24 protein-coding genes are annotated in these 23,084 nt (G+C 39.3%); 18 read left to right on the forward strand and 6 right to left on the reverse strand.

Annotated elements, in window-relative coordinates:
- Positions 1–29 precede the first annotated feature (29 nt).
- From MB14_RS04385 to MB14_RS04445, 13 genes are all read left to right on the forward strand, one after another.
- The gene (locus tag MB14_RS04385) at positions 30–719 is read left to right on the forward strand and encodes a hypothetical protein (protein ID WP_062589138.1); all 690 of its coding nucleotides are present in this window, start codon (positions 30–32) and stop codon (positions 717–719) included.
- A 19-nt stretch (positions 720–738) separates the two neighbouring features.
- Positions 739–1,767 carry a sensor histidine kinase gene (locus MB14_RS04390; protein WP_062589140.1) on the forward strand — a complete coding sequence of 343 codons (1,029 nt, stop codon included), beginning with the start codon at positions 739–741 and terminating at the stop codon, positions 1,765–1,767.
- Positions 1,764–2,534 (forward strand): LytR/AlgR family response regulator transcription factor, encoded by a 771-nt coding sequence (locus MB14_RS04395; protein WP_062589143.1) that lies wholly within the window; start codon positions 1,764–1,766, stop codon positions 2,532–2,534. Before MB14_RS04390 ends, MB14_RS04395 begins: the two co-directional genes overlap by 4 nt.
- Positions 2,535–2,558: 24 nt before the next feature.
- Positions 2,559–3,281, forward strand: coding sequence for a hypothetical protein (locus MB14_RS04400; protein ID WP_062589145.1), 723 nt, complete (start codon positions 2,559–2,561; stop codon positions 3,279–3,281).
- 19 nt (positions 3,282–3,300) lie between these two features.
- Positions 3,301–3,660 carry a hypothetical protein gene (locus MB14_RS04405; RefSeq protein ID WP_062589146.1) on the forward strand — a complete coding sequence of 120 codons (360 nt, stop codon included), beginning with the start codon at positions 3,301–3,303 and terminating at the stop codon, positions 3,658–3,660.
- A 163-nt stretch (positions 3,661–3,823) separates the two neighbouring features.
- Positions 3,824–4,432: a YkgJ family cysteine cluster protein gene (locus MB14_RS04410; protein ID WP_062589147.1), complete on the forward strand. Its 609-nt coding sequence runs from the start codon at positions 3,824–3,826 to the stop codon at positions 4,430–4,432.
- 331 nt (positions 4,433–4,763) lie between these two features.
- Positions 4,764–5,444: a GNAT family N-acetyltransferase gene (locus MB14_RS04415; RefSeq protein ID WP_062589148.1), complete on the forward strand. Its 681-nt coding sequence runs from the start codon at positions 4,764–4,766 to the stop codon at positions 5,442–5,444.
- Complete coding sequence (locus tag MB14_RS04420; RefSeq protein ID WP_246032636.1) at positions 5,434–6,636, forward strand: argininosuccinate synthase; 1,203 nt, start codon at positions 5,434–5,436, stop codon at positions 6,634–6,636. Before MB14_RS04415 ends, MB14_RS04420 begins: the two co-directional genes overlap by 11 nt.
- Positions 6,629–7,582 carry an N-acetyl-gamma-glutamyl-phosphate reductase gene (gene argC / locus MB14_RS04425; RefSeq protein WP_062589151.1) on the forward strand — a complete coding sequence of 318 codons (954 nt, stop codon included), beginning with the start codon at positions 6,629–6,631 and terminating at the stop codon, positions 7,580–7,582. Before MB14_RS04420 ends, argC begins: the two co-directional genes overlap by 8 nt.
- Before the next feature lie 9 nt (positions 7,583–7,591).
- A complete protein-coding gene (locus tag MB14_RS04430; protein WP_062589154.1) occupies positions 7,592–8,719 on the forward strand; it encodes an aspartate aminotransferase family protein in 1,128 nt (375 codons plus the stop codon).
- Between the two features lie 66 nt (positions 8,720–8,785).
- A complete protein-coding gene (locus MB14_RS04435) occupies positions 8,786–9,736 on the forward strand; it encodes an N-acetylornithine carbamoyltransferase (RefSeq protein WP_062589156.1) in 951 nt (316 codons plus the stop codon).
- A gap of 5 nt (positions 9,737–9,741) precedes the next feature.
- Positions 9,742–10,527, forward strand: coding sequence for an acetylglutamate kinase (gene argB / locus MB14_RS04440; RefSeq protein WP_062589158.1), 786 nt, complete (start codon positions 9,742–9,744; stop codon positions 10,525–10,527).
- Between the two features lies 1 nt (position 10,528).
- Positions 10,529–11,581 carry a M20 family metallo-hydrolase gene (locus tag MB14_RS04445; RefSeq protein WP_062589161.1) on the forward strand — a complete coding sequence of 351 codons (1,053 nt, stop codon included), beginning with the start codon at positions 10,529–10,531 and terminating at the stop codon, positions 11,579–11,581.
- A gap of 424 nt (positions 11,582–12,005) precedes the next feature.
- On the opposite strand, the gene MB14_RS04450 is transcribed toward MB14_RS04445, so the two are convergent.
- Entirely contained in the window at positions 12,006–12,521 is a 516-nt protein-coding gene (locus tag MB14_RS04450; protein WP_062589164.1) for a SixA phosphatase family protein, read from the reverse strand.
- 61 nt (positions 12,522–12,582) lie between these two features.
- Between MB14_RS04450 and MB14_RS04455 the strand changes: the two genes are divergently transcribed.
- Positions 12,583–12,774 (forward strand): cold-shock protein, encoded by a 192-nt coding sequence (locus MB14_RS04455; protein ID WP_053224066.1) that lies wholly within the window; start codon positions 12,583–12,585, stop codon positions 12,772–12,774.
- A gap of 109 nt (positions 12,775–12,883) precedes the next feature.
- On the opposite strand, the gene MB14_RS04460 is transcribed toward MB14_RS04455, so the two are convergent.
- Positions 12,884–13,711 carry a hypothetical protein gene (locus MB14_RS04460; RefSeq protein WP_062589165.1) on the reverse strand — a complete coding sequence of 276 codons (828 nt, stop codon included), beginning with the start codon at positions 13,709–13,711 and terminating at the stop codon, positions 12,884–12,886.
- A 456-nt stretch (positions 13,712–14,167) separates the two neighbouring features.
- Here MB14_RS04460 and MB14_RS04465 point away from each other — a divergent pair, with 456 nt between their 5' ends.
- A complete protein-coding gene (locus MB14_RS04465; RefSeq protein WP_062589168.1) occupies positions 14,168–14,623 on the forward strand; it encodes a hypothetical protein in 456 nt (151 codons plus the stop codon).
- A 154-nt stretch (positions 14,624–14,777) separates the two neighbouring features.
- On the opposite strand, the gene MB14_RS04470 is transcribed toward MB14_RS04465, so the two are convergent.
- The 4 genes from MB14_RS04470 to MB14_RS04485 form a co-directional block, all read right to left on the reverse strand.
- The gene (locus tag MB14_RS04470; RefSeq protein WP_311316235.1) at positions 14,778–15,734 is read right to left on the reverse strand and encodes an aldo/keto reductase; all 957 of its coding nucleotides are present in this window, start codon (positions 15,732–15,734) and stop codon (positions 14,778–14,780) included.
- A gap of 102 nt (positions 15,735–15,836) precedes the next feature.
- Positions 15,837–18,431 carry an FtsX-like permease family protein gene (locus tag MB14_RS04475; protein ID WP_062589171.1) on the reverse strand — a complete coding sequence of 865 codons (2,595 nt, stop codon included), beginning with the start codon at positions 18,429–18,431 and terminating at the stop codon, positions 15,837–15,839.
- Entirely contained in the window at positions 18,428–18,754 is a 327-nt protein-coding gene (locus MB14_RS04480; protein WP_062589173.1) for a PadR family transcriptional regulator, read from the reverse strand. Before MB14_RS04480 ends, MB14_RS04475 begins: the two co-directional genes overlap by 4 nt.
- Positions 18,755–19,135: 381 nt before the next feature.
- The gene (locus tag MB14_RS04485) at positions 19,136–20,164 is read right to left on the reverse strand and encodes a glycosyltransferase family 15 protein (protein ID WP_084375962.1); all 1,029 of its coding nucleotides are present in this window, start codon (positions 20,162–20,164) and stop codon (positions 19,136–19,138) included.
- Positions 20,165–20,473: 309 nt separating this feature from the next.
- Between MB14_RS04485 and MB14_RS04490 the strand changes: the two genes are divergently transcribed.
- From MB14_RS04490 to MB14_RS04500, 3 genes are read left to right on the forward strand one after another with little or no spacing between them, the layout of a single operon-like run.
- On the forward strand, positions 20,474–21,466 hold the full coding sequence (locus MB14_RS04490) for a glycosyltransferase family protein (protein WP_062589178.1): 993 nt from the start codon (positions 20,474–20,476) through the stop codon (positions 21,464–21,466).
- A gap of 13 nt (positions 21,467–21,479) precedes the next feature.
- Positions 21,480–22,301: an ABC transporter permease gene (locus tag MB14_RS04495; protein ID WP_062589181.1), complete on the forward strand. Its 822-nt coding sequence runs from the start codon at positions 21,480–21,482 to the stop codon at positions 22,299–22,301.
- A gap of 5 nt (positions 22,302–22,306) precedes the next feature.
- Positions 22,307–23,050, forward strand: a complete 744-nt coding sequence (locus tag MB14_RS04500) for an ABC transporter ATP-binding protein (RefSeq protein WP_062589184.1) — start codon at positions 22,307–22,309, stop codon at positions 23,048–23,050.
- Positions 23,051–23,084 lie beyond the last annotated feature (34 nt).

Raw genomic sequence — 23,084 nt, forward strand, 5'->3', positions numbered from 1 at the left:
ATTTTTTCTTGTACCTTAAGAATTCAATCATGGAGAAAGTACTCATCTTATCTCACGTAACTGCAGGGGTTACTACTTTGCTTTCAGGAATTTTGGCTGCCTTTTTTGGTAGAAAAGGAGGTAAGATTCACCGCGCTGCCGGAAAGGTTTTCTTTTGGTCTATGGCTTGGATCTTCATTAGCGCAATTTTAATTGTAAGCTTCGTTAGGTTTAACTTCTTTCTTACCATAATAGCTGTATTCAGTTTTTACATGACATTTGCTGGGCAAAGGGTATTGAAGCTGAAAAAAACATTGAAGCCATTACTTATTGATTGGATTGCCGCGTTTATTGCCATTGCTTTTGGCTTAACTCTTTTTGGGGCGGGAATTAGGTATTTAGTCTTGAGCAATTTTTCCTCAAGCTTTGGTTATCTGTCCATTATTTTCGGGTTTTTCACTGCCAATACTGCGTGGCTCAACATCAAAGGGTTTAGAAATACCAAACCCGATAAAATGTGGTGGTGGTTCGCCCATATGAATTTAATGGGAGGCGCATTTATCGCTAGCATTACAGCTTTTTTAGTTCAAAATGGAGCCCTTTTTCAGGCCTTAGGAAATATGGGTTGGTTACTTTGGGTTTTACCTGCTGCTGTAGGTTCACCATTAATTGCTTATCATGCCAACCGTTACAGAAAACAATTTGGCGTTGGTAAATATGCCAACACATTGAAAGTATAAAATCAGTACTTTAGCCTAAATGGGATATCTTAAAACAATCAATTGGAAACGTGAGCTTAAGGAAATAGCGCTTATCGCATTGATTGGCGGGCCTTCGGTTTATTTCTGGTGTAATACCTGTTTCAATACATGGGGCATAGCTCTTAATGCCATGACGATTTCTGCTTTTCAGTGGGTTTTACTTTGGCAAGGCAATGCACATGTTTCCACCTACCTCACTTACAAAATTCCTTGGTTAGAAAACCCAGGTAAACGATTTCTTTGGGGCGTGATAGGTGTGATTGTGTATACACCTTTAGCTGTATATGGGCTGTATTTAGCGCTGAAATACGGCTTCGATATTGATATGGGAGATATTAAATGGACCTTATTAATCTCTGTCGGAATTACCTTTGTTATTTCTTTTTTTCTGAATTCGGTTGAGTTTCTCAAGAACTGGAAAAAGGCAAGTTTAGATGCCGAACGCCTGAAAAAGGAGCAAATGGAGGCCAAATATGAAACGCTTAAAAATCAGGTCAACCCACACTTTTTGTTCAATAGCTTGAATGCACTTACCAATTTGGTGTATGAAGATCAAGATCAAGCGGCCAAGTTTATTCGTGAGCTTTCAAAAGTGTATCGGTATGTTTTAGATACTCGTGCCCAAGAGGTAGTAAGTCTTAAAACCGAAATGGAATTTGTTAATTCTTACCTCTTCCTACAAAAAATAAGGTTTGACGAAAAGCTTCAGTTGATAATAAATATTGAAGGCTTTGAACAGAAAATGTTGCCACCTATGGCCATTCAAATGCTAATAGAGAATGCCATAAAACACAATGTAATTGCTGAAGAAGAGCCACTTACGATTCGTATTGAAATTGAGAATGGGGAAAAACTGGTGGTCAGAAATAATTTTCAAAAAAAGAAAATTCCAGTAGATGAAAGTTCAGGTATGGGGCTTTCAAACATAAAATCTAGGTATGAATTCTTAAGCCCAATACCCGTGGAGGTCGTTGATGGGCCGAGCGAATTTATTGTGAAACTTCCATTATTAGCCTTTGAGAAATGAAAGTACTGATTGTTGAAGATGAGTCGATGGCGGCCAAGAGGCTGACTAATTTATTGGAGAAGATTAACCCAGAAATTGAAATACTGGCCAAATTCGATTCGGTAAAACGAGCGGTGAATTGGTTAAAAGAAAACCCTCAGCCCGATCTTCTGTTTTTCGATATTCAATTGGCAGATGGACTTAGTTTCGAGATTTTGGAGCAGGTAGAAGTTTCTGCACCCATTATTTTCACCACCGCTTTTGACGAATACGCCATTCAGGCGTTTAAAGTAAATAGTATAGATTATTTGCTCAAACCCATTGATCCATCGGATTTAGAAAGTGCTTTAGAAAAGTATGAAGCCAGATTTAAGCCCAGCGCACCTGAGCAAAAACCAGGCATAGATATGATGCTGATTCAACAAGCGATGCAAATGCTCACAAAGCAATACAAAGAACGCTTTGTCGTCAAAATCGGAGAGCATATTCATACCATTGCAACGGCAGAAACCGCTTACTTTTTTAGTCAAGAAAAGGCCACTTATCTTCAAACTAAAGAGAAGAACCGCTACATCATTGATTACACCATGGAGCAAGTGGAGCAGTTGGTCGATCCGCAGAAGTTCTTCCGTATTAACCGTAAATACTTGGTCTCACTAGAGGCAGTAAAGGATATTATTACCTATTCAAATTCGCGTCTACGGCTGATTTTAATTCATACAGACGAAACCGATGCGATTGTAAGCCGAGACAAAGTGCAAGATTTTAAAAAGTGGCTCGACCAATAATGCCTTTTTACCGTATATTCGGACATGCGTGTTTTATTATTCTCGTTTCTATTTCTTTTTTCAGCTTCTATAAGTGCTCAAAACCTAAAAGGAAATTGGCTTTTGGCTTATATTAAGGCTTCTCCGCCCGAAATGGTAATGGGAGAAGATGGGGCAGTGTTGGAGTACAATGAGGGTGGTTATGACGATGAGCAGAGCTTTATAGAACCGGGGCTCATGCTGCTGTCGGTCTTGTCCAATTCCAAAGCAGAAAGTTATTATGCCGATGTGAAAGAAGAGTGGAAAGTAATTCAAGATGGAAAGCAGGTGCGCTTCGAATCGTTAGAAGACACACTTTATGGAGGGTTTAATACCGAAGGAATGCTTGTGCTAAAATCAACGATTGATGAAAGCCCAACAGACTATTTCTTCGCTGCTTTTTCTCCTGAAGCTGCTGCATTTGATTTGGTAAATAGTTCGTGGAAGACCAATGGAAACTCTGGGTTCTTCGAAAATAAAACCTTTGAATTTAGACCCAAAAATGAACTCTTCATTTGGGAAAATGGCAAGCATGAAAAACGGGAATTCTATATTCATACTTTAGGGGATTTCATGGCCATCGAATTTTCTTCTGAAATACTCACCGCAGGTTTTGGAATTATCTACGTAGAAAAACATAGCGGTACCAAGCTGTCCGGAATCTCATTTTTGAGCTTGGAGGAAGGTGCTCTTCCCGTTAGATCACTGGTAAATTTCTCTAACTTATAGGGTTAATAAGAAAGAGTTTATGCGGTATTTAAACGAATCTGAAATATTGCCATATATCCATGCTGGAAAGGAGATTGAACAATACCTTGGTTCGTATTATCATAATGATTTTAGATGTGTACGATATGTGACATTGGGTAAAGACAAGGTTGGGTACTATGGACTCCTTTTTGAGTTATTTGATGATTCATGTGAGGGAGTAGAGAGTATTTATGATTATTCGAGTGTCGAGCCAGACAATCTAAACGGTATAGAGTTGGGGTCTTTTGAATCATTTAGAATTCTATTGGAGTATATAGGGAATATAGCAGAGCTAGATTCAAATAAATACTTAATATCAGGGCAGCTGGATGAGGAAATTAAAGAGAGAGCCAAATAACTTATAAATGAATTCTTAGCCACTTTATTCATTGAATAATATTCTACACACAATCTTTCGTTGTTGTTACTCTAATTGATTGATTTTTAGAGTTTAAATCACCAAAGTAAATTTTTCGGTAAATGTTAAAGCAACGGTTTTCTCCACTACCTTCGCAGCCCTTATGTCAATCGTCAGAAAAGTAAAATCGGTAGAAAAGATTTTTGCCGCCTTGGATAAAGAAATGAATAGCCTTCGCGATAGAAGTGGTCTTCATTGTATTTCGGGCTGCGGAAAATGTTGCTTTAAAGCCGATATTGAAGCGACTCCTCTAGAGTTTCTTCCTTATGCCCTACACCTTTTTCTGACCAAGCGGATTGATGAAGTTTACCAAGAGCTACTGGTGAATCAAAGTACTATGTGTACGCTATTCAATCCAGTAAAGGATTCTTTAGATAAAGGAGGTTGCTCACAGTATGCGTACCGCGGCTTAATTTGTCGGCTTTTTGGTTATTCAGCCACACGTGATAAAAACGGCAAGGCAAAATTCATTACCTGTAAGCTTATGAAAGCAGGTCAGAGCGATACCATTGCTAAGATTGAAGCCGATATGGAAGCAGGTATTCCTTCACCAATGATGAGTGACTATTACTTTAGACTTCGCAGTATTGATACCGAATTAGGCACCAAGATGATGCCCATTAATCAGGCCATTCGCCAAGCTATGGAAGTAGTGATGAGTTATTACGCCTACCGTAAACCACCAACAGGTTACGGAAAATTGAGTGCTTAGTGGGTTGAAGGTCAATTGAGTTTGTTCTATTTTTAAAATTCCAGAATAAAACCGTTGTCCATTCCAAACTTTTCGTTTCCTTTGTTCCTCATTTCATAATGAAGAACGAAGCGAACATATCACCAGCTATTAACATGTCACTCCCTGTGTCTGAGCTTGCTGTATATACACCTAAGTTTTTTAGGCGCTAGTCGCCTCATATATATAGACTACCTATGCGGTAGTCAAGTCCCCGATATTACCTATAGTCTTTATTAAAATTTAAATCATATTTCCTTTTAGGATTTCTGAAAACATTGAGTCGTTTTCATCATCCAGAATTACAGTGAGAATGGAATCAACAAAATTCATAATTAGGGTAGCTACAGAAGAAGATACCCGCTTTACAGACGATATTATTGAAGAAATTGCCAGTTCTGCTAAAATTAGAGGTACTGGAATTGCGCGAAGAACGCCCGAATATGTATCTCTAAAAATACGTGAGGGCAAGGCCGTAGTGGCGGTAACCGAAGCAGGTGAGTGGGCAGGTTTCTGCTACATAGAAGTATGGAGCCATGAAAAGTTTGTAGCCAACTCTGGGCTCATCGTTTCTCATAAATTCCGTGGTTTAGGCTTGTCAAAACGTATTAAGGCAGCTGTGTTTAGGTTGTCTAGAAAAAAATACCCCACGGCAAAAATCTTCGGATTAACTACTGGCGCGGCTGTGTTAAAAATCAATTCAGAACTAGGTTATAAACCCGTAGTATACTCAGAACTCACCCAAGATGAAGACTTTTGGAAGGGCTGTCAAAGCTGTGTTAACTACGATATATTAAAAGCTAAGAACAGGTCAAACTGCATTTGTACAGCCATGCTGTACAATCCGGAATGGGAGAAAAATGTAAAACCTAAAAGAACACAATGGGTGGAACGCGAGTTGGATAAGGACTTCAACTTGTTTAAGCGTTGGGTGAATTTTAAGAAAAATATTTTGTTGAAGGCAGAAGCCAAAAAGAAAAAAAATGATGAATAAGAAGAAAGTAGTTTTAGCCTATAGCGGGGGGCTCGACACCTCTTATTGTGTAAAATATTTAAGCGAAGAACGTGGTTTAGAAATCCATTCGGTATTGGTAAATACGGGTGGTTTTTCTCAACAAGAACTGGATGAAGTGGAAAAGCGCGCCTACGCAATGGGTGTAACCAGCCATAAAACCATCGAAGAAACTTCCAACTATTATTCAAGCGTAATCAAGTATTTGATTTTTGGTAACATATTGAAAAACAGTACTTACCCGCTTTCTGTAAGTGCCGAAAGGGTAAGTCAAGCCATGGCCATTGCCAAATATGCTAAAACGCTTAACCCAGAATATATAGCACACGGAAGCACTGGTGCGGGAAATGATCAAGTCCGTTTTGATATGATTTTCCAAACCTACTTACCTGACGCGGAAATCATCACACCTATTCGAGACATGAGGCTTTCGAGAGAAGAGGAGATCGCCTATTTGCAATCGAAAGGTGTAGATATGGACTTTTCGAAATCTGCTTATTCTATTAACAAAGGCCTTTGGGGAACATCGGTGGGAGGCAAAGAAACGTTGAGTTCTAAAGGCTATTTACCAGAAGAAGCTTGGCCGACTCAAGTGACCAAAACCGTTGAAGAAGATTTAGAACTTGGCTTTGTAAAAGGTGAGTTAAAGTCGATCAATGGAACGGAGTTTACGCATTCATATGAAGCCATTCAGGCTTTGGAGAAAATAGCGGCTCCTTTTGGTATTGGTCGCGATATCCATGTAGGTGATACGATTATTGGCATCAAAGGAAGGGTTGGTTTTGAGGCTTCAGCTGCCATCCTTACCATCAAAGCACATCAGGCTTTGGAAAAACATATTCTCACCAAATGGCAGATTTACTGGAAAGACCAAGTGGCTGCGTTTTATGGTAATTGGCTGCACGAAGGGCAGTTTATGGATCCTGTAATGCGCGATTTAGAAAGCATGATGGAAAGCAGTCAGAAATTTGTGACAGGGAAAGCATTTTTCAAACTTTTGCCTTACCGTTATCAACTGATTGGAATTGAATCTGAGCATGACCTGATGTCGGCCAAGTTTGGCAATTACGGAGAAATGAACAATGCTTGGACGGGTGATGATGTGAAAGGCTTCGCTAAGATTTTCGGTAATCAAAGTGCCATTTACCACCAAGTAAATCAAGAAAATGATTAGAGCAGGAATAGTTGGGGCAGCAGGCTACACAGGAGGCGAATTGCTGCGTTTACTGATTCATCACCCTGAGGTGGAAGTTAGTTTTGCGCACAGCCGAAGTCAGGTAGGTTTGCCAATTCACAATGTGCATACCGACCTTTTGGGAGACAGCGAATTGAGCTTTACAGATCAGATTCATTTCGATATCGACCTACTTTTCCTTTGCATGGGACATGGTGCTTCTTCAGAATTTATGAAGGAGAATCAAGTGCCAGACACTGTGAAAATTATTGACTTGAGCCATGATTTCAGAATGAGTAACGAGGCCGTTTATGGCTTGCCAGAACTCAATCGTGATGAAATTAAGAATGCCCGTTTCTTGGCTAATCCTGGTTGTTTTGCCACAGCCATTCAGCTGGCTTTGCTGCCTTTGGCCTATAACGGAATGTTAAGAGAGGTCCACCTTTCAGGCATGACGGGCTCAACAGGTGCTGGAGTTCAACCTTCGGCCAGTACTCATTTTAGCTGGCGCGATAGCAATGTTTCGGCTTACAAAGTCTTCACCCACCAACACATGGATGAGACTGGGAAAAGCCTTCAACAGCTTCAGCCCTGGTTCGATAAACCGATCAATTTTGTGCCTTACAGAGGAAACTTCACTAGAGGCATTTTTGTGACGGCTTATCAGCATTGCGAGTGGCCTTTGGAAGAAGCCATTCAGGTGTATAAAGAATATTATGAAGACCATCCCTTTACTTGGGTAAGCGATGTAGCTATTGATGTGAAGCAAGTAGTGAACACTAACAAATGTGTGCTTCATCTTGAAAAACATGGTAGCTATTTGGTCATCCATTCTGTGATTGATAACCTACTAAAGGGAGCTAGCGGTCAGGCCGTACAAAACATGAATTTGATGTTTGGCTTTCCTGAAAAACTAGGTTTGAATCTAAAACCAAGTGCTTTTTAATTAATAACTATGAAATTATTTGATGTTTATCCCCTTTACCCAATTGAGCCAGCGCGTGCGCTTGGAGCCAAACTTTGGGATAAGGAAGGGAAAGAGTATTTGGATTTATACGGGGGGCATGCTGTGATTTCGATAGGGCATACTCATCCGCATTATGTGAAAAGAATCACAGATCAATTGTCGAAAATTGGTTTCTATTCCAATGCGGTTCAAAATTCACTTCAAGAAGAATTGGCCGAAGCCATGGGCCGAATTTCTGGCTACTACGACTACCAATTTTTTATGTGTAGCTCTGGTGCCGAAGCCAATGAAAACGCATTAAAACTGGCTTCATTCCATACAGGGAATCGTAAGATTATTGCGGTGGAAAATGCTTTTCATGGCAGAACTTCTGGAGCCGTAGCCGCAACTGACAACCCGAAAATCGTAGCGCCATTCAATAATGGTCACGAGGTGGTTTTTGTACCGATGAACGATTTGGAGGTTTTGACTTCAGTTTTTGATGATGAGGTTGCAGGTGTAATTATTGAAGGCATTCAAGGAGTTGCTGGCCTTTATACGCCAAGTGATGCTTTTCTAGCGAAAGCTAGAGAGCTGTGCGATAAGTATGAAGCCGTATTAATACTGGACGAAGTACAATCTGGTGCTGGAAGAACAGGTAAGTTCTTCGCCCATCAGCATTCTGTAGTGCGTCCTGATATTATTACCATGGCAAAAGGAATGGGCAATGGCTTTCCTGTGGGTTGTGTTTTGATTTCACCAGAAATTGAGCCTTGGCATGGTATGTTGGGTACCACTTTCGGAGGAAATCATTTGGCTTGTGCTGCTTCACTTGCCGTGTTGGAAGTGATAGAAGAGGAGCATTTGCTCAAGAATGCTGCAAAAATGGGGGCTTATCTAGAAGGTGAATTAAATAAAATTCAAGCGGTGAAAGAGGTTCGAGGAAAGGGCCTTATGATTGGTGCTGAATTTGATTTTGATGTAGCGGCTTTGCGCAAAGCATTGATTTTTGAACATAGTATTTTCACAGGTTCAGCCTCTAATAAGAACACAATTCGGATATTACCACCGCTGAACATTAGCAAGGCTGAATTGGATCAGTTTTTAGCTGCATTAAGTATAGAGTTAAACAAATAAGAGGTCAGAATTACGATCTAAAAATGTAGGAATGATTGAATTCATTTCCGCAACGAATAAAAAAGAATGAAAAATTTCACTTCAGTAAAAGACGTACAAAATATAAATGCATTGGTTGAAAAGGCTTTGTCGTTAAAGGCAAATCCATTTCAGACCAAACTGGCCGAAGGAAAAAGAATCGGTTTAATTTTCTTCAACCCGAGCTTGAGAACACGCTTGAGTTCACAAGTGGCAGCACAAAATTTAGGTGCTCAAGCCATTGTGCTCGACATAGGGAAAGACGGCTGGGCATTGGAGTTTGAAGATGGCGTGGTGATGAATGGCGATAAGGCGGAACACATTAAGGAAGCCGCAGCCGTAATGGGGCGTTATTTCGATGTGTTGGGCGTGCGTACTTTTCCTGAATTGAAATCGAAAGAAGCAGACTATTCTGAAAAACTCTTGAATGCCTTTATCAAATATGCGGGTGTTCCTATTGTGAGTTTAGAAAGCGGTACCAGACATCCATTACAGAGCTTGGCAGATTTGGTGACGATTAAAGAGCAATGGGTAGCAAAGCGCAAACCCAAAGTAGTGCTGACTTGGGCGCCACATGTAAAGGCTTTACCGCAAGCAGTTCCCAATTCTTTTGCGGAATGGATAGGAAAAGCTGATGTTGATTTCAGTATTGCCAATCCAGAGGGCTATGATTTGGCAGAAGAGTTTCGCGAAGGAGTGACAGTTTTCCATGACCAAGCAGAAGCGCTTAAAGATGCCGATTTTGTGTATGTAAAGAACTGGTCGTCCTATGATGACTATGGCCGAATCTTATCTCAAGATGAAAGATGGACTTTCGGTTCGAAGCAATTGGAGCTTACGGAAAATGCAAAAGTGATGCACTGTTTGCCCGTAAGGCGTGGTTTAGTGATTAAAGATGAAATTTTAGATGGCCCAAATGCCATTCATTTAGAGCAGGCTGAAAACCGAGTTTACGCTGCTCAAGCGGTGTTTCACGAATTGTTAATGCCCCAGATTTAGTGAATATGAAAAAGCTTACCATTGTTAAAGTTGGGGGAAAGGTCATTGATGAGGCTTCTGCTTTAAATGCTTTTCTACAATCGTTTTCAACTTTAGAAGGAGAAAAAATTCTGATTCACGGAGGTGGAAAAATTGCTTCCGACTTTGGTAAGAAACTAGGCATTGAAGCCAAAATGGTGGAGGGGCGAAGAATCACCGATAATGAAACCATCGACTTGGTGACCATGGTGTATGGTGGCTTGGTGAGTAAGCGAATCGTCAGTAAACTTCAAGCCTTGAAGGTAAACGCTATTGGCCTCACTGGTGCGGATGCCAATGTAATTCCAGCCACAAAAAGACCCGTTGGAGCAATTGATTATGGCTTTGTGGGCGATGTAAAGCCAGAAAATATCAATACTGAAATTCTTAAAAAACTTATCGATTCGGGACTAATCCCTGTGTTGGCACCTTTGACCCACGATGGCGAAGGTCATATGCTGAATACGAATGCCGATACCATTGCGGCTTCGGTAGCGGCTGCTTTGGCGCAGCAATTTGAAGTGAAATTGATTTATTGCTTCGAGCAACCTGGTGTGCTTTCCGATTTCGAAAACAAGCTTGTAATTTCTGAAATTAAAAGGGCAGAAGTAGCAGAACTAAAAGAGAGCGGAGTGATTAATGAAGGTATGCTTCCCAAAATGGATTGCGCTTTATTGGCCTTAGCTCATGGTGCTAAATCGGTAAGAATCGGTTCTTTCGAAAACTTAAAGGCTTTGGCTATTGGCCAGTCTGGAACTCTAATCAGTAATTAAAATGCAGTTATTTAATGAAGCCCTCGATTTACTAAAGCAGCTTATTTCAATTCCTTCTTTGAGTAAAGAAGAGGATAAAACGGCTGATTTGATTCAATCCTTTTTTCAGAATAAAGGAATTTCAACCCAAAGAAAAGGCAACAATATTTGGGTGAAGAACTTACATTATGATGCAGGAAAACCTACCATTCTACTCAATTCACATCACGACACTGTAAAACCGAATGTGGGCTACACCAAAGCCCCATTTTCTCCGGAAGTAGAAGACGGTAAGCTTTACGGCTTGGGAAGCAATGATGCTGGCGCGAGTTTGGTTTCTCTCATGGCTTGTTTTCTGAATTTCTATAATGAACCCAATCTAAAATACAATTTGATTTTGGCGGCTACGGCTGAGGAAGAAATTTCTGGGAAGAATGGGGTGGAAAATATTCTAGAAGAATTGGGCGAAATAGATTTTGCCATTGTGGGCGAGCCTACTTTGCTTGATTTGGCGATCGCGGAAAAAGGCTTGATGGTATTGGATTGTGTGGCCACCGGAAAATCAGGTCACGCTGCCCGAAACGAAGGCGAGAACGCCATTTACAAAGCCATGAAAGATATTGAATGGTTTCGTACCTATACCTTTGCCGATGTTTCAAAAACCCTAGGGCCAGTGCGAATGTCGGTAACGATGATTAATGCGGGCCAGCAGCATAATGTAGTGCCTGATGAATGCAAGTTTGTGGTGGATGTGCGCAGCACAGATTGCTATTCAAACACTCAAATTCTGGAGATTATCAGAGCGCACGTCAAATCCAAGGTGGAGCCACGATCTACCAGATTGAACCCTTCCTCCATTCCAATTGACCATCCGATTGTTCAGGCGGGAATTGCTTTGGGCAGAAGAACTTACGGTTCTCCAACAATGTCGGATCAAGCGCTCATGCCTTATCCTTCATTAAAACTCGGTGTTGGCGATTCGGCACGATCGCATACAGCCGATGAATTTGTTTTTATTCATGAAATAGAAGAGGGAATTGAATTTTACATCCAGCTTCTGAAACAGGTTTTGTAGTCTAGATTAGTCTTGAAGTTTTGTCGGGTCGCCCCGATGGGGCTTAAGGTTTGTTCGTTAGCGGTTATTCTACAATCAGTTCACCTCTACGAGGTTATTTTCTTAAAGATTATATGGACATTTTAATTTTGGAACTGTGGTATGCTTTAACAGCAATTTTAGCGGGCCGCCTCGATGGGGCTTATGGGTATTAGTGGATTTTGTTACAAACAAGTCACCTCTACGAGGTTGGTTTCTTTAAAATCATAGATGCTTTTAATTGGGGTTATGCATTTTAAATATTTAGCCTTTACTCTTTGGTAGACTTATATTCATAGACTCGAGAATACAAACTACTCTAGTCCCAGCGGGACTTACCGCTTGTAGCTTAGGGTCAAATGAATAGATAATTAAGCTCCGTAGGAGCGACCTGTTTAAGAGAAGATCATTGCTTTGATTTTGGATAATCGTAAAAGAACTGATGACCTTTGGTGCGTTGAATATCTTTCCAACTTTCCATTTCGAACTCAATACCGCATACCGCACAGGTGGGTAGATTGTCTAAATCAAAATTGCTGATTTCATTAATCAAGTAAGTCAACCCAGGATTATGACCAAAAATCATAACTGTATCGTGCTCATCACCCACTCGGCTTAACAGCGTTTTAATGGTTCCGGTAGAAGCATGATAAAGCCTTTCTTCTTCCATAATACCGGAGACAGGGTAACCGATTTTAGCAGAAATCACTTTGGCTGTCGTTAATGCCCTGTTGGCAGGAGAGGATATGATTAGCGATGGTTTGACGCCTTTCATGGCCAGTCGCTGGCCCATATCTGGCCCATCATTTTCACCACGATGATTTAAAGGTCGCTCAAAATCAGATAGATGCGGATTACCCCAACTAGATTTGGCATGACGAACGATATACAGTTTTTTATTGCTGGTTTTATTGGATTTCATAACTAATAGCTACATTTGCCGTAATACAAATAAAATTTTTAATTACTTATTACAATTTACAATGAATACAGGAGTAGTAAAATTCTTCAACAATGATAAAGGCTTCGGCTTTATCGTTGATGACGCATCTGGTGAAGAAATCTTTGTTCACGTTTCTGGTACAATCGATGCTATCGACAAAGACGACAAAGTTGAATTCGAGAAAGCAGAAGGCCGTAAAGGACTTAACGCTGTGAATGTCAAGAAAATATAGTTAAAAATTATAGATTTTTGATTACTGAAACCTCGCTAGTCGGGGTTTTTTTGTAGATCATAAAAACACAAAAGAGGTTACATCTGCAATGGTGTAACCTCTTTTACTTTTAGCCTCCACACGTTTGGTTTTGGAAACTTTCATTCCAACAGAACCAATCGCTACTGTTAAAGCGTGCTTCTGATTTTACTCTACCCACTTTAGTATTGTTGTTGAACAAAATGGAAACATCATAATCTTCATCGGCTTTGCTTACAACCGAAACATCATAGAAGTGCGTGTAAGCATCTTCGTCTGTAGAACCGTATTCAATATAACTTCCTTCTTTGTCCGACTCGGTATCTACAAGGTTATAGGTCAACTTAAACTCAGTGTCATTTTCATTTTCCCAATCAATATTGAGTAATTGTCTTGGTTCGTCAGGGCTTTTAAATAAAGTCCATTCGCCACTTGTATTGTCTAAACGTGAAGTACCGCTGAACCACAGAAAGTTTTCAAATTCACCTTCTGAAGAAAGGTACATTTTCCAAGAGGCGCTTGCACCTACTTTTTCTGCATATAAAGTAGCAGTTATGTTTTGGTCTCCCACCGTTACCGAATACTCAGACTTCCATCGGTCTTCGTCATTGAGGTATTCAAAACTATGGTTGAAAGCTTCTTTATATGCTGCAACGGGTATTGCCAAATCCACCGTGAGTAGCGATTGCCAGAAAATGACATTTAATACAGCGAAGCCAAAGTTGGATTGGTCTTGTCCTTCCAAGTTTGCGGCACCATTTTCTTGATTTGAGGAGAAATTCCCCATATCTGGAGCAATTGATGACTGCGGAGGTAAGGTTGGAGCACCTGGGTTTGTGTCAGAATCCTTTGAACAGCTTACAAAAAGCACCAATAAAGCCATTATAAGGCATAAACTAAGTGTTTTAAGGTTTTTCATGGTCTTATAATATTTGATTTCAGCTTATATAAATCCAAACACTGTACCATCAATAAAATCTCTACAAGCTTCTAGCACACGAGATTTAAAAATTAAAAAGGTAAAACTGAAATAAGGGTTTTATATTAGGCTGCGTTCCTGGTCGTAGCGAGACGCTTCAACCAGTTGGTGAGACACTACGGTCAGTGAGTGGAAAACGGAAGAACTCCTTAGAAATTTAGATTAGATGTTGGCATTTCTACAAATTAAAAATTCATCGAACCCACAAATTATCGGGACTACTAATGGGGTTTATCAGGTCGAGGTTGACCAGAGCGCGCTGCTGGAGCACGAAAATTATAATGAAATAGATAGGGTGTTTTTTTTCTCCTTTTAAAGATGTAGTTCAGTTCAATAATTTGGCTCTAAAAGTGCATTCAAGCACGACTATCAAAAAAAGCAGTTATAACGGATTTGATGGGTTTTTCCCCTTATTTCCTTGGTTGTTCATTTATAATTAGCCAAAAATTTCTTGAATGTCTTCGCGAATTTGGGGTAAACGATGATCAATTCAATGTTCTTCCAATTAATATTCGAGGGGCTGATATTTCGATGTATATTTTATATGTTTCTATGATTCCCCTTGAGCTGATAGATTTTAGAGAGTCACTTCTGATTGATGCTTCCAACCCATACAGTAAAGGAGTGGCAACAATAGAATCTTACCAGGAGTTTAGGAATGGTCAAGAGTCAGGAGTATTTTTTGAATTTCAAAAAATTTGTATCCCTGAAAAATTTCAAAGGGAAAGCATTTTAAACCTTCAAGCTGAAAGTAATTTATTTTTCTCAGAAGAGCTCGTTCGCTTTTTGCTAACCAAGGATATAAGCGGTTTTGAAATATTAAAGAGACAAACTGAACTAATATTTAATTAAATAATGGAATGGTAATGTGTCAAACTCCATTGACCTTAGCTTCACCCAGTGTTTTTCAATTCCACGTTACGGTAAAAAAGAAATGAAATAAAACAAAAAACCAGCCTTGTTTCCAAAGCTGGTTCTTGAGAATTTAAATATTTGCTAGGCGAGACTAGTTATTCCAAAGCCCTTCTGCGGTGTAACTTCCACCTTCTCGTTCCCAAAACTTACCATTCAGGAATCGGTATCCTTTATCAAGCTTGTTGAGTTTGGCCATATCTTCCTTACTCAACTCAATTTTAGCCGACTTCAAATTCTTCTTCAATCTTTCTGGGTTTACCGATTTTGGAATTACGGCAGTGCCTCTGGCTTCGGCCCATTTGATTAGAATTTGAGCAGGGTGAACTCCGTGTGCTTCAGCGATTTTCTTCACCACTTCATTTTCAAACATATCTGGTTCGTTATCACCTTTCATTCCTGTACTTCTATCTTTAGACCCTAATGGAGAATAAGCGGTGTAATGAATGTTGTTCTCAATGCAGAACTGCAATAAATCATTCTGAGCCAAATAAGGATGCGATTCCACTTGGTTCATTTCTGGTTGAATAATGGCAGTTTCCATTAGTTTTTGCAACTTAGGAATATTGAAGTTTGAAACACCAATGTGTTTTACCAAGCCTTTTTCAACACAAATTTCCATGGCTTTCCAAGTGTCAGCAATGGGCATTTCGTCAATCGGAATAAAGTCGTCTGCAGTTTTTGGGTTGATGGCTTCTTTTTTATGCGCTATCGGCCAGTGAATTAAATATAAATCCAGATAATCGAGCTGCAATGCGTTTAGCGATTCTTTTAAAGCTGGCATTACATCTTCTGGAGCATGGAATGAATTCCAAAGTTTAGAAGTCACAAAAAGGTCTTCGCGCTTTACATCACCTTCTGCAAAGGCATCGGCAAAAGCATTGCCTATTTCATCTTCGTTTTGGTAAATCCAGGCGCAGTCAATATGGCGATAACCTAGTTTAATGGCTGTTCTAACCGCTTGGTAAACTTCGCCTGGTTCAGACTTCCAAGTGCCCAGTCCAATAGCGTCTAGTTTATCTCCGTTTTTAAATATCAGTTGGTTCATCATGCTTCTAAAGAAATTTCTCCTTCTAAACTAATGAACTGTGCTGTCAGTTCATTGGTTTTTGCATTTCTAAAGAATTATTTTTTTCGAAAACACAATCTTAAGCTATTCATTTCTTAAGTTATGAACAGGGTTTGTTCTCATAATTTTCTGTGTTTGCCATAGAATGGCTAGCACCCCAATACTAACCGTAGCCATTGTGCTAAAGAGTATTTCTACAAAGCCGACACCTCCGCTGAATTTATTATAAATACTGACCAATACCGAATCATAGAATAGATAGGCAGAGGGTACTGCAATGACTAAGGCAATGGCCCACATTTTGAAAAATATATTGGAAAGGGATTTTAAAAGGCTGAAACCATTGGCACCTAATATCTTTCTAATGGCTACTTCTTTGGTTCTATTTTCAGTAGAATAAATTACCATACCAAGCAACCCAAGACTAGAAATGGTGACCGCTAGAAGGGCTAGAAATCCGAAAATTTTGATACCAGCCTTAAAGAAATCATATGCTCTTTTGATTTCGGTATCTAAAAAAGTGGCTTTGAAAGGTTGATTTGGATAGAGTTGATCCCATCCATTTTCTAGATTGGCCAATGTTTTAGGTAAATTTTGCGAGGTTATAGAGACCAAGGCATAGTTTAGGCCAGAGTCGCTGATACGCATTACCATTGGCTCTATTCGTTCATTAAGTGGTTCGTGATTATAATCTTTAATCACCCCAACAATCTGAACGCTCTGGTCCTTTTGAAATTGACTTAAGAGGCTATCATTTGCTGAAGAATTGAGGTTATTGAGTTTGTCCATCAGGCTTTGATTCACAAGAATTTGCTCAAGGTGGTCTTTCCTAAGTTCGCCCGATCCCCAAACCATTTCAATTTCCATATGGTCAATAAATTGATCATCTATGAAAACTTCTCTCGCTCTAACAGAGTCTAGTTTGTCATCGCTAAAAAAGTAAACAGAGCGAGAAAGTGGAGTGCCGGGAATGCTTGATGAGAAACTGAAGTCTTTTACTTCTGGATTAGAAAGAAAAGAATTCTTCAGAAGTTCGGATTGGCTGGATTCGATAGGAATCACCAAAACATTCTCTTTATGAAAGCCCAAGTTATAGGTGAGGGAGTGCTGATATTGCCGTATCAATACGCCAATTCCTATCATTAAAACGAGTGAAACCACAAACTGAAAGATCATCAGGCCTTTTCTGATCCCTGAAATAGATACCTTGTTATTTCCTATCGTGTTTCTTAAAGCCGCAATTGGGCTTGTTTTGGCGTAGAAAAACGCTGGAACTAAACCGGTGAGAATTCCCGTACAAATAGCGAAAAGAATAAATACCAAGACTAGTTTAAGGTTAAGGGCAAAAGTGAGTGCTGATGCTCCTGCCAGCATGGCCACAAATTCATCTCTAATGAAGTAAAAGAAGATTGAGCTTATGCCTAGAGCAATCAAACAAATGAGAATGGTTTCGAGCAAAAATTGGTGAACGATTTGTTCTGATTGGCCACCCATTACTTTTCTAATTCCAATTTCCTTCGATCTTTTAAGGGCGCTTGCTATGGCCATGTTTACATAATTAATACAAGAGGGAAGCAAGATTAGAAGGGCCGTACCAATGAAAATGAGTATAGTAGGTTTGTCAAACACCAAGCCCACTTCATCATCCAAGTCTGGTCCTGGGTTAATGTCAAGAATAGGCTGCAAGCGATACTTTGCTTCAATGTTCTGAGCCTTAAAAAAGGGTAGCCCTGCGTTGCCAAGTTGATTAATTTCTTTTTCTAAAGAGGCAATGGGCTCACTTGATTTGAAGTAATAGAAATTTCCGTTGAAGTCAGTCCATTGTTGGTTGTTCGATAATTTGCTGGGAATTGCTGCCAAAAGATCGAATGTAAAATGCGTGTTTTTTGGAAATGGAGCAAGTATACCTGCTACCTCCAAATTGCCCCAATTTTCGGTTTTGAGTAATTGGTTCATAGCGGGTTTCTGCCCAAAAAGTTTTTCGGCTAATTCTGAGGTAATGATCACTTTCCCAGGCATGCTAAGGGCACTTTTATTTCCTTCGATTAGGGGGAAAGAAAACATATCTAGAAATGAAGGCTCTGTCAAATAACCTGATAGCCTCAATGGGTCTCCGATTGTTTGTACTGAAGGAAAGAACATATCGTTGATGTGAACCTTTTCCGTAATTGAGGGTAGGCTGTTGTCGCAGAGGTAGGTCAGCGCAGTTGGGGCAGATGCAAATCGGTTTGTTTTTTCTGGATAGGCAATCTCTGTAGTAACACGGTATATTTTGTCTGAATCCTTATGGAACTTATCAAACTGCTGAAGTTCCATAATCATGGTTAAGGCCAAAAGAGCAATGGACATTCCTAAAGCCAAGCCAAACACACTTAAAAAAGTGAAGCTCTTTTGTTTAATGATGTTGCGAACTGAGATTTTAAAATAACTTTTTAACATTGTAATGAAGTTGTTGTTTTGTGGTAGAGAGTTTTTGTGTTGGTTTTTTCTTTTGGTAATGGCATATGAAAAGGACAGCCTTAGCATCTGAAACCAATAGAAAGATTTAGCATAGCCTTTTCCGTGTTTTGCAGAATTGATCTGATAGAGCTCTTCTAAATCTCCCAGTAAATCTTCAATGGCTGCCTGACCGCATAATGCCGTGAAAATTTTTTCTGCTAATTGTGGAGGTCTATTCATTTAAGCGAGAGATTGATTTTAGACACAGACCAAAGTTCATCTCTTAATGATTTCATGTCGTTGAGCGAGACAATGGCTTTCGGTTTAAGTTCAAAGTGGCGTTTTCGTCTACCACCACGTGTGGCGGTAGGCTCGCCCAAGTAGGAAGAAATTAGCCCTTTTTCCTCTAACCGAGTAAGTGTAGAATGTAATGCCCCAAGACTAAGTGACCTGTTCGCCCTAGCCGTTATACTTTCAAGTATAGCTATTCCGTAGGCTTCATCACCAAGATGTGCAATGGTTAGCAGAACAAGCTCTTCGAATTCGCCTAAATAGCCTTTCATATTCCTATTAGTTTCTATTTTTAATATTAAATAAAAGTACGCTCGTTTTTTATATATGTTTCTGTTTTTAATAAAAAATAATTTTGTGGTGGATTTTACTTGCTGGAAACAGCAAATGCCTCACTTAACCTAGTGAGGCATTCGTTTAGGAGTTTGATGCCTTAATACCTTCTAAGATAGTTTTTCTACTATATATACTTATTATTTTAACTCCAAAAAAACCACATTCTCCACGTGATGGTTTTATTTGACTAAACATAAGCCTGAGATAAATTTATTGGATGAGTTTTAACCATTGAGTTATGGTTTAGACAAAGAACCGATCAAAGTGCGTTAGTATTTCATAGAATGTGGAAATGAATATTATTAGGGAACATAAGGCTAATAACTATTTGAAGTCCTAAGTTTTCCAAACTGCTTTTGAAACGCGATAACTTCCGGGTTTTCTTCATCTCCTTCTCCTGGGTAAATGCCACCGAAGTCAAGCTTGTTGTTTTTAAATGTAGCATGTTCATAAGTCCAATCTTTAAATTTATGGATCTTTGAAGGTGGAAGAAAAATCTGGACAGCTGCGGTTTGAACAATTAAATCTGTCCATCGGTATTTGTAACCTCCTCCGACCCTGTCTAGAAAGTGTAGAAAAGATTGAACTTCCATTTGATGCCAGAATCCGATTCGAGTAATGAAGAAATTGTTATAATAACCCCAGCGATTCCATTCCATGGAAACAGGCCAGTTATTAAGATCATGATTGATTTTATCAGCGACAGTATCAATTACTTTCGTAAGTTTTCGTTTTATCTTACCTTTCATACCAAAGGCTTCATTATTCAGTTTTGAAGATTCTCCAAAATTATCAAGGAATGTGTGTGGTTTAATACGTTCAGCCTTTAAATAGGCCAGAACCATTTCAGAAAAACCGAAGCAAGTTCTTTGTGCATCTTTAACATCCACACGGTATCCGTAGTCATATCCGTTTTGGTTCATATATTCAAAGAGATTATAATTGATCCTTGAGTGAATAAATGAATCGTCATCTAAGCGAAAAAACCAATCATAACCCATGTCATTCAAGATATCGAACAGTTGTAGTGCATAAAACCGGATCATATGACGATTGCCAATTCCGAATATACCATCCCATTTTTCAGGGATTTCATTCCTATTTAGGAACGAGGGGATTTCAAATTGAACCTCGTGGAACTCTATCTCCTCTCTGCCTTTCTTTATATCCTCTTGATCTTGATTTTTAAAATCACCTTCATGAAATATCAAAACCTTATGTCTGAACTGGTTATTGTAGTTCTTAAATAGTAGGTCGAGACTCTTTTCAAGCATCGACCTTGAATCACGCCCATGGTGTGGGTCTCGATCTGTATTCTGAGTCAAATAAATTATGCAGGGATTCATAAGGGCATGTCCAAGTTTGGGTTTAAGATTCAGCTTAATCAGTTAAAATTACTTTATCTTCGGCTTTCTTAATTCAATGAGGTCAAATTATGTTTCGTAAACATTATAGAGAAATTCAGACTAAGTAATAAATATTTATTTTTGTTCTGAAAGTGTCAGTATAGGTTACTAGACTTTTTTAAAGGCCAATTGTAATTAGGTTCTTTTGTATGACTATACTAGTAAAAGTAAATACTTATCATTTAAGCATTGGACAACCGAAAACAACCTGTTTTATCTTTTATTATTTGTTCCAAGAACGATGATTACATGGGTAATCCGATGTGGCGACTAGCAACGACTATCAATTATCTGTCTGAGAAGGTTTTTGCCTTGGGTAGAGAACAAGAAGTTGAGATAGTAGTAGCCGATTGGGGGAGCTTTACTCCTATAGCGGAAGTACTTGAACTGACCGCCAAAGGTGCAACCATATCACGCTTTTTACATATACCATGGGATTTAGCAGAAGAACTTCAAGACGATAGTCCGTTTGCAGAAGTATACGCTTTGAATGCTGCCGCAAGAGTTAGTAAAGGCCTATACGTTGGAAGAATTGATCAGGACACTTTGGTTACAGAAGATTTTCTATTTAGGTTTTTCAATACTTATGAGGGTAAATCAAAGTCTAGATTTGATCTACATAGGTCCTATATGTTTGCTGCCCGAAAGCAATTACCATATGCCTTTGTGAAAAGGGAACCCACTTTGATTGAGATTGACAAATGTATAAGGAGATTTCGAAATTGGATTTTCAATGAAGAACTTAAGTTTTGTCATTGGGCTTCTCCTGTAGGCATACTCATGATGCATCGAGATATGTGGGAAGATCTTGGTGGTTATGATGAAAGACTGATCTATTATTGGTTTATGGATGTGGACCTAGGAACACGATTAATCAAGAAGTATCCTATTGTTAATATTGGGAAAGTATTTGGTTATGACTTCTTTCATCTGGAACATATCCGTAGCGGGTTTAGGTTCAGGCATAGTCATAGGAAGCTAAATCCTGATTGGTCAAAATCATTTGACAAGCCTATACTCAATCCAAATGGAGAAAACTGGGGCTTAAAGCAGTACAACTTGCAAATTACGAGATCGGCTGTTGAACCAATAAAACATGATTCGAATACGGAAAAAGTTTATGCAAATCAAGTGGCACTACTCTCGAAAATTGTTTGGGGTAGCCTAAGAAGGTGGGCTTGGTATCAGGTAAAGCACCTGTGGTACTTAAGTAAAAAAATCAGAAAAAAACCTTACTTGTAATTGATATCTAAAATTGGAAAAAAAGATAAGCTATAAAGACACAGGGTATAGGTTCATGCGGTTTACCCTTTTATGGAAGGCCAGACCTATTCTGTCGCACTTGATTAGACGGGATGTACTCATTACTTATAAGCAGACCATACTGGGCGTTTTCTGGACGGTACTAAAGCCGATCATGATGGCTGCCATTATTGTTTTCGTTTTTGAAGGTATAGGCAATTTTCCTGACTTTGGATTCCCCTACGTACTGATTGCTTTAAGTGCTTTGTCTGTTTGGGAATTCTTTTCCAGTGCTATAAGCAGGGGGAGTGTCTGTTTGATTGACGATCGGGATTTGATTACTAGGGTCAATTTCCCACGGATGATTTTGCTCATAAATGCGTCATTGAAAAACTCCATAGGCCTCTTTATTAATCTCGTAGTAACTTTTGCATTCATGCTCTACTATAACATTCCTTTTACCGTAAATCTACTCTGGATTCCAGTCATTTACTTTTTTACAATTATTCTGAACCTTTCATTGGGACTTTGGCTAGGTACCATCAATGTTTTCTTTCGCGATGTCAATACGATTGTGCCTTTCTTGCTTAGGTTGGGGTTGTTCATTAGTCCTGTTGGGTTTACGTTTAACAGTGTACCTGAGGTATGGCAAAAACTATATTGTATCAATCCCATGGTTGGGATTATAAGAGCCATGCGCTTTAGTATCTTAGGAGAGACGTTCAGGCCAGACCTGAGTTGTATATTGATTGGGTGTTTGTCATTACTCTTAGTATTGTTATCAGGCTTGTACATTTTTGGTAGGTATGAGCGAAAATTCGCAGATTTAATCTAGAGTCAATGGAAAATCCAATCATAGAAACTTTCGGTCTGGGAAAAAAATACCACATAAGTAATTTGGTCAATAAAAACACTGAGGAAAAAGGCCTTCTTGGTGGCATAAAATCCATAATCACTCAACCGCGACATCAACCAAAATGGGCTTTGCGAAACATCGATATAAAAGTGGAGCAGGGAGATATAGTGGCAGTATTAGGAGGTAACGGCTCAGGTAAGTCAACACTCTTTCGCTTATTAAGTGAAATTACCGACCCTTCAGAAGGAGAGATTATTTTGCGTGGTTCTGTATCCTGTATTCTGGAAGCCGGTGTTGGCTTTCATCATGAACTTACAGGCAAGGAGAATATCTATTTGAACGGAACGTTGCTGGGAATGTCCACAGAAGAAATAAATGCTCAGTTTGACCAGATAGTTGCGTTCTCAGAACTGGAACAATACCTGAATGTACCCATTAAAAAGTACTCGAGTGGCATGTACATAAGGTTGGCTTTTGCCGTGGCTTCTTTTTTACGAACGGATATTTTGCTGGTAGATGAAGTGTTGTCTATGGGGGATGAATCCTTCAGGCAAAAGTCGATCAAAAGAATGAAACAAATGGCTGATGAGGGTTGTACCATTATGATGGTAAGCCATGACGCCAAGATTTTGAGAGATATTTGTTGTAGTGCAATTCATATTGAGCAAGGCCAATTGATAGGTCAAGGCAGTATGGGTGAATTGTTTAAGAGTTACTCTGAAAAATAACTTGATCACTCATGTTAACTATTGAAACGAGAGT

Source organism: Roseivirga ehrenbergii (assembly GCF_001593005.1).
In the GTDB taxonomy this organism is placed as follows: Bacteria; Bacteroidota; Bacteroidia; order Cytophagales; family Cyclobacteriaceae; genus Roseivirga; species Roseivirga ehrenbergii.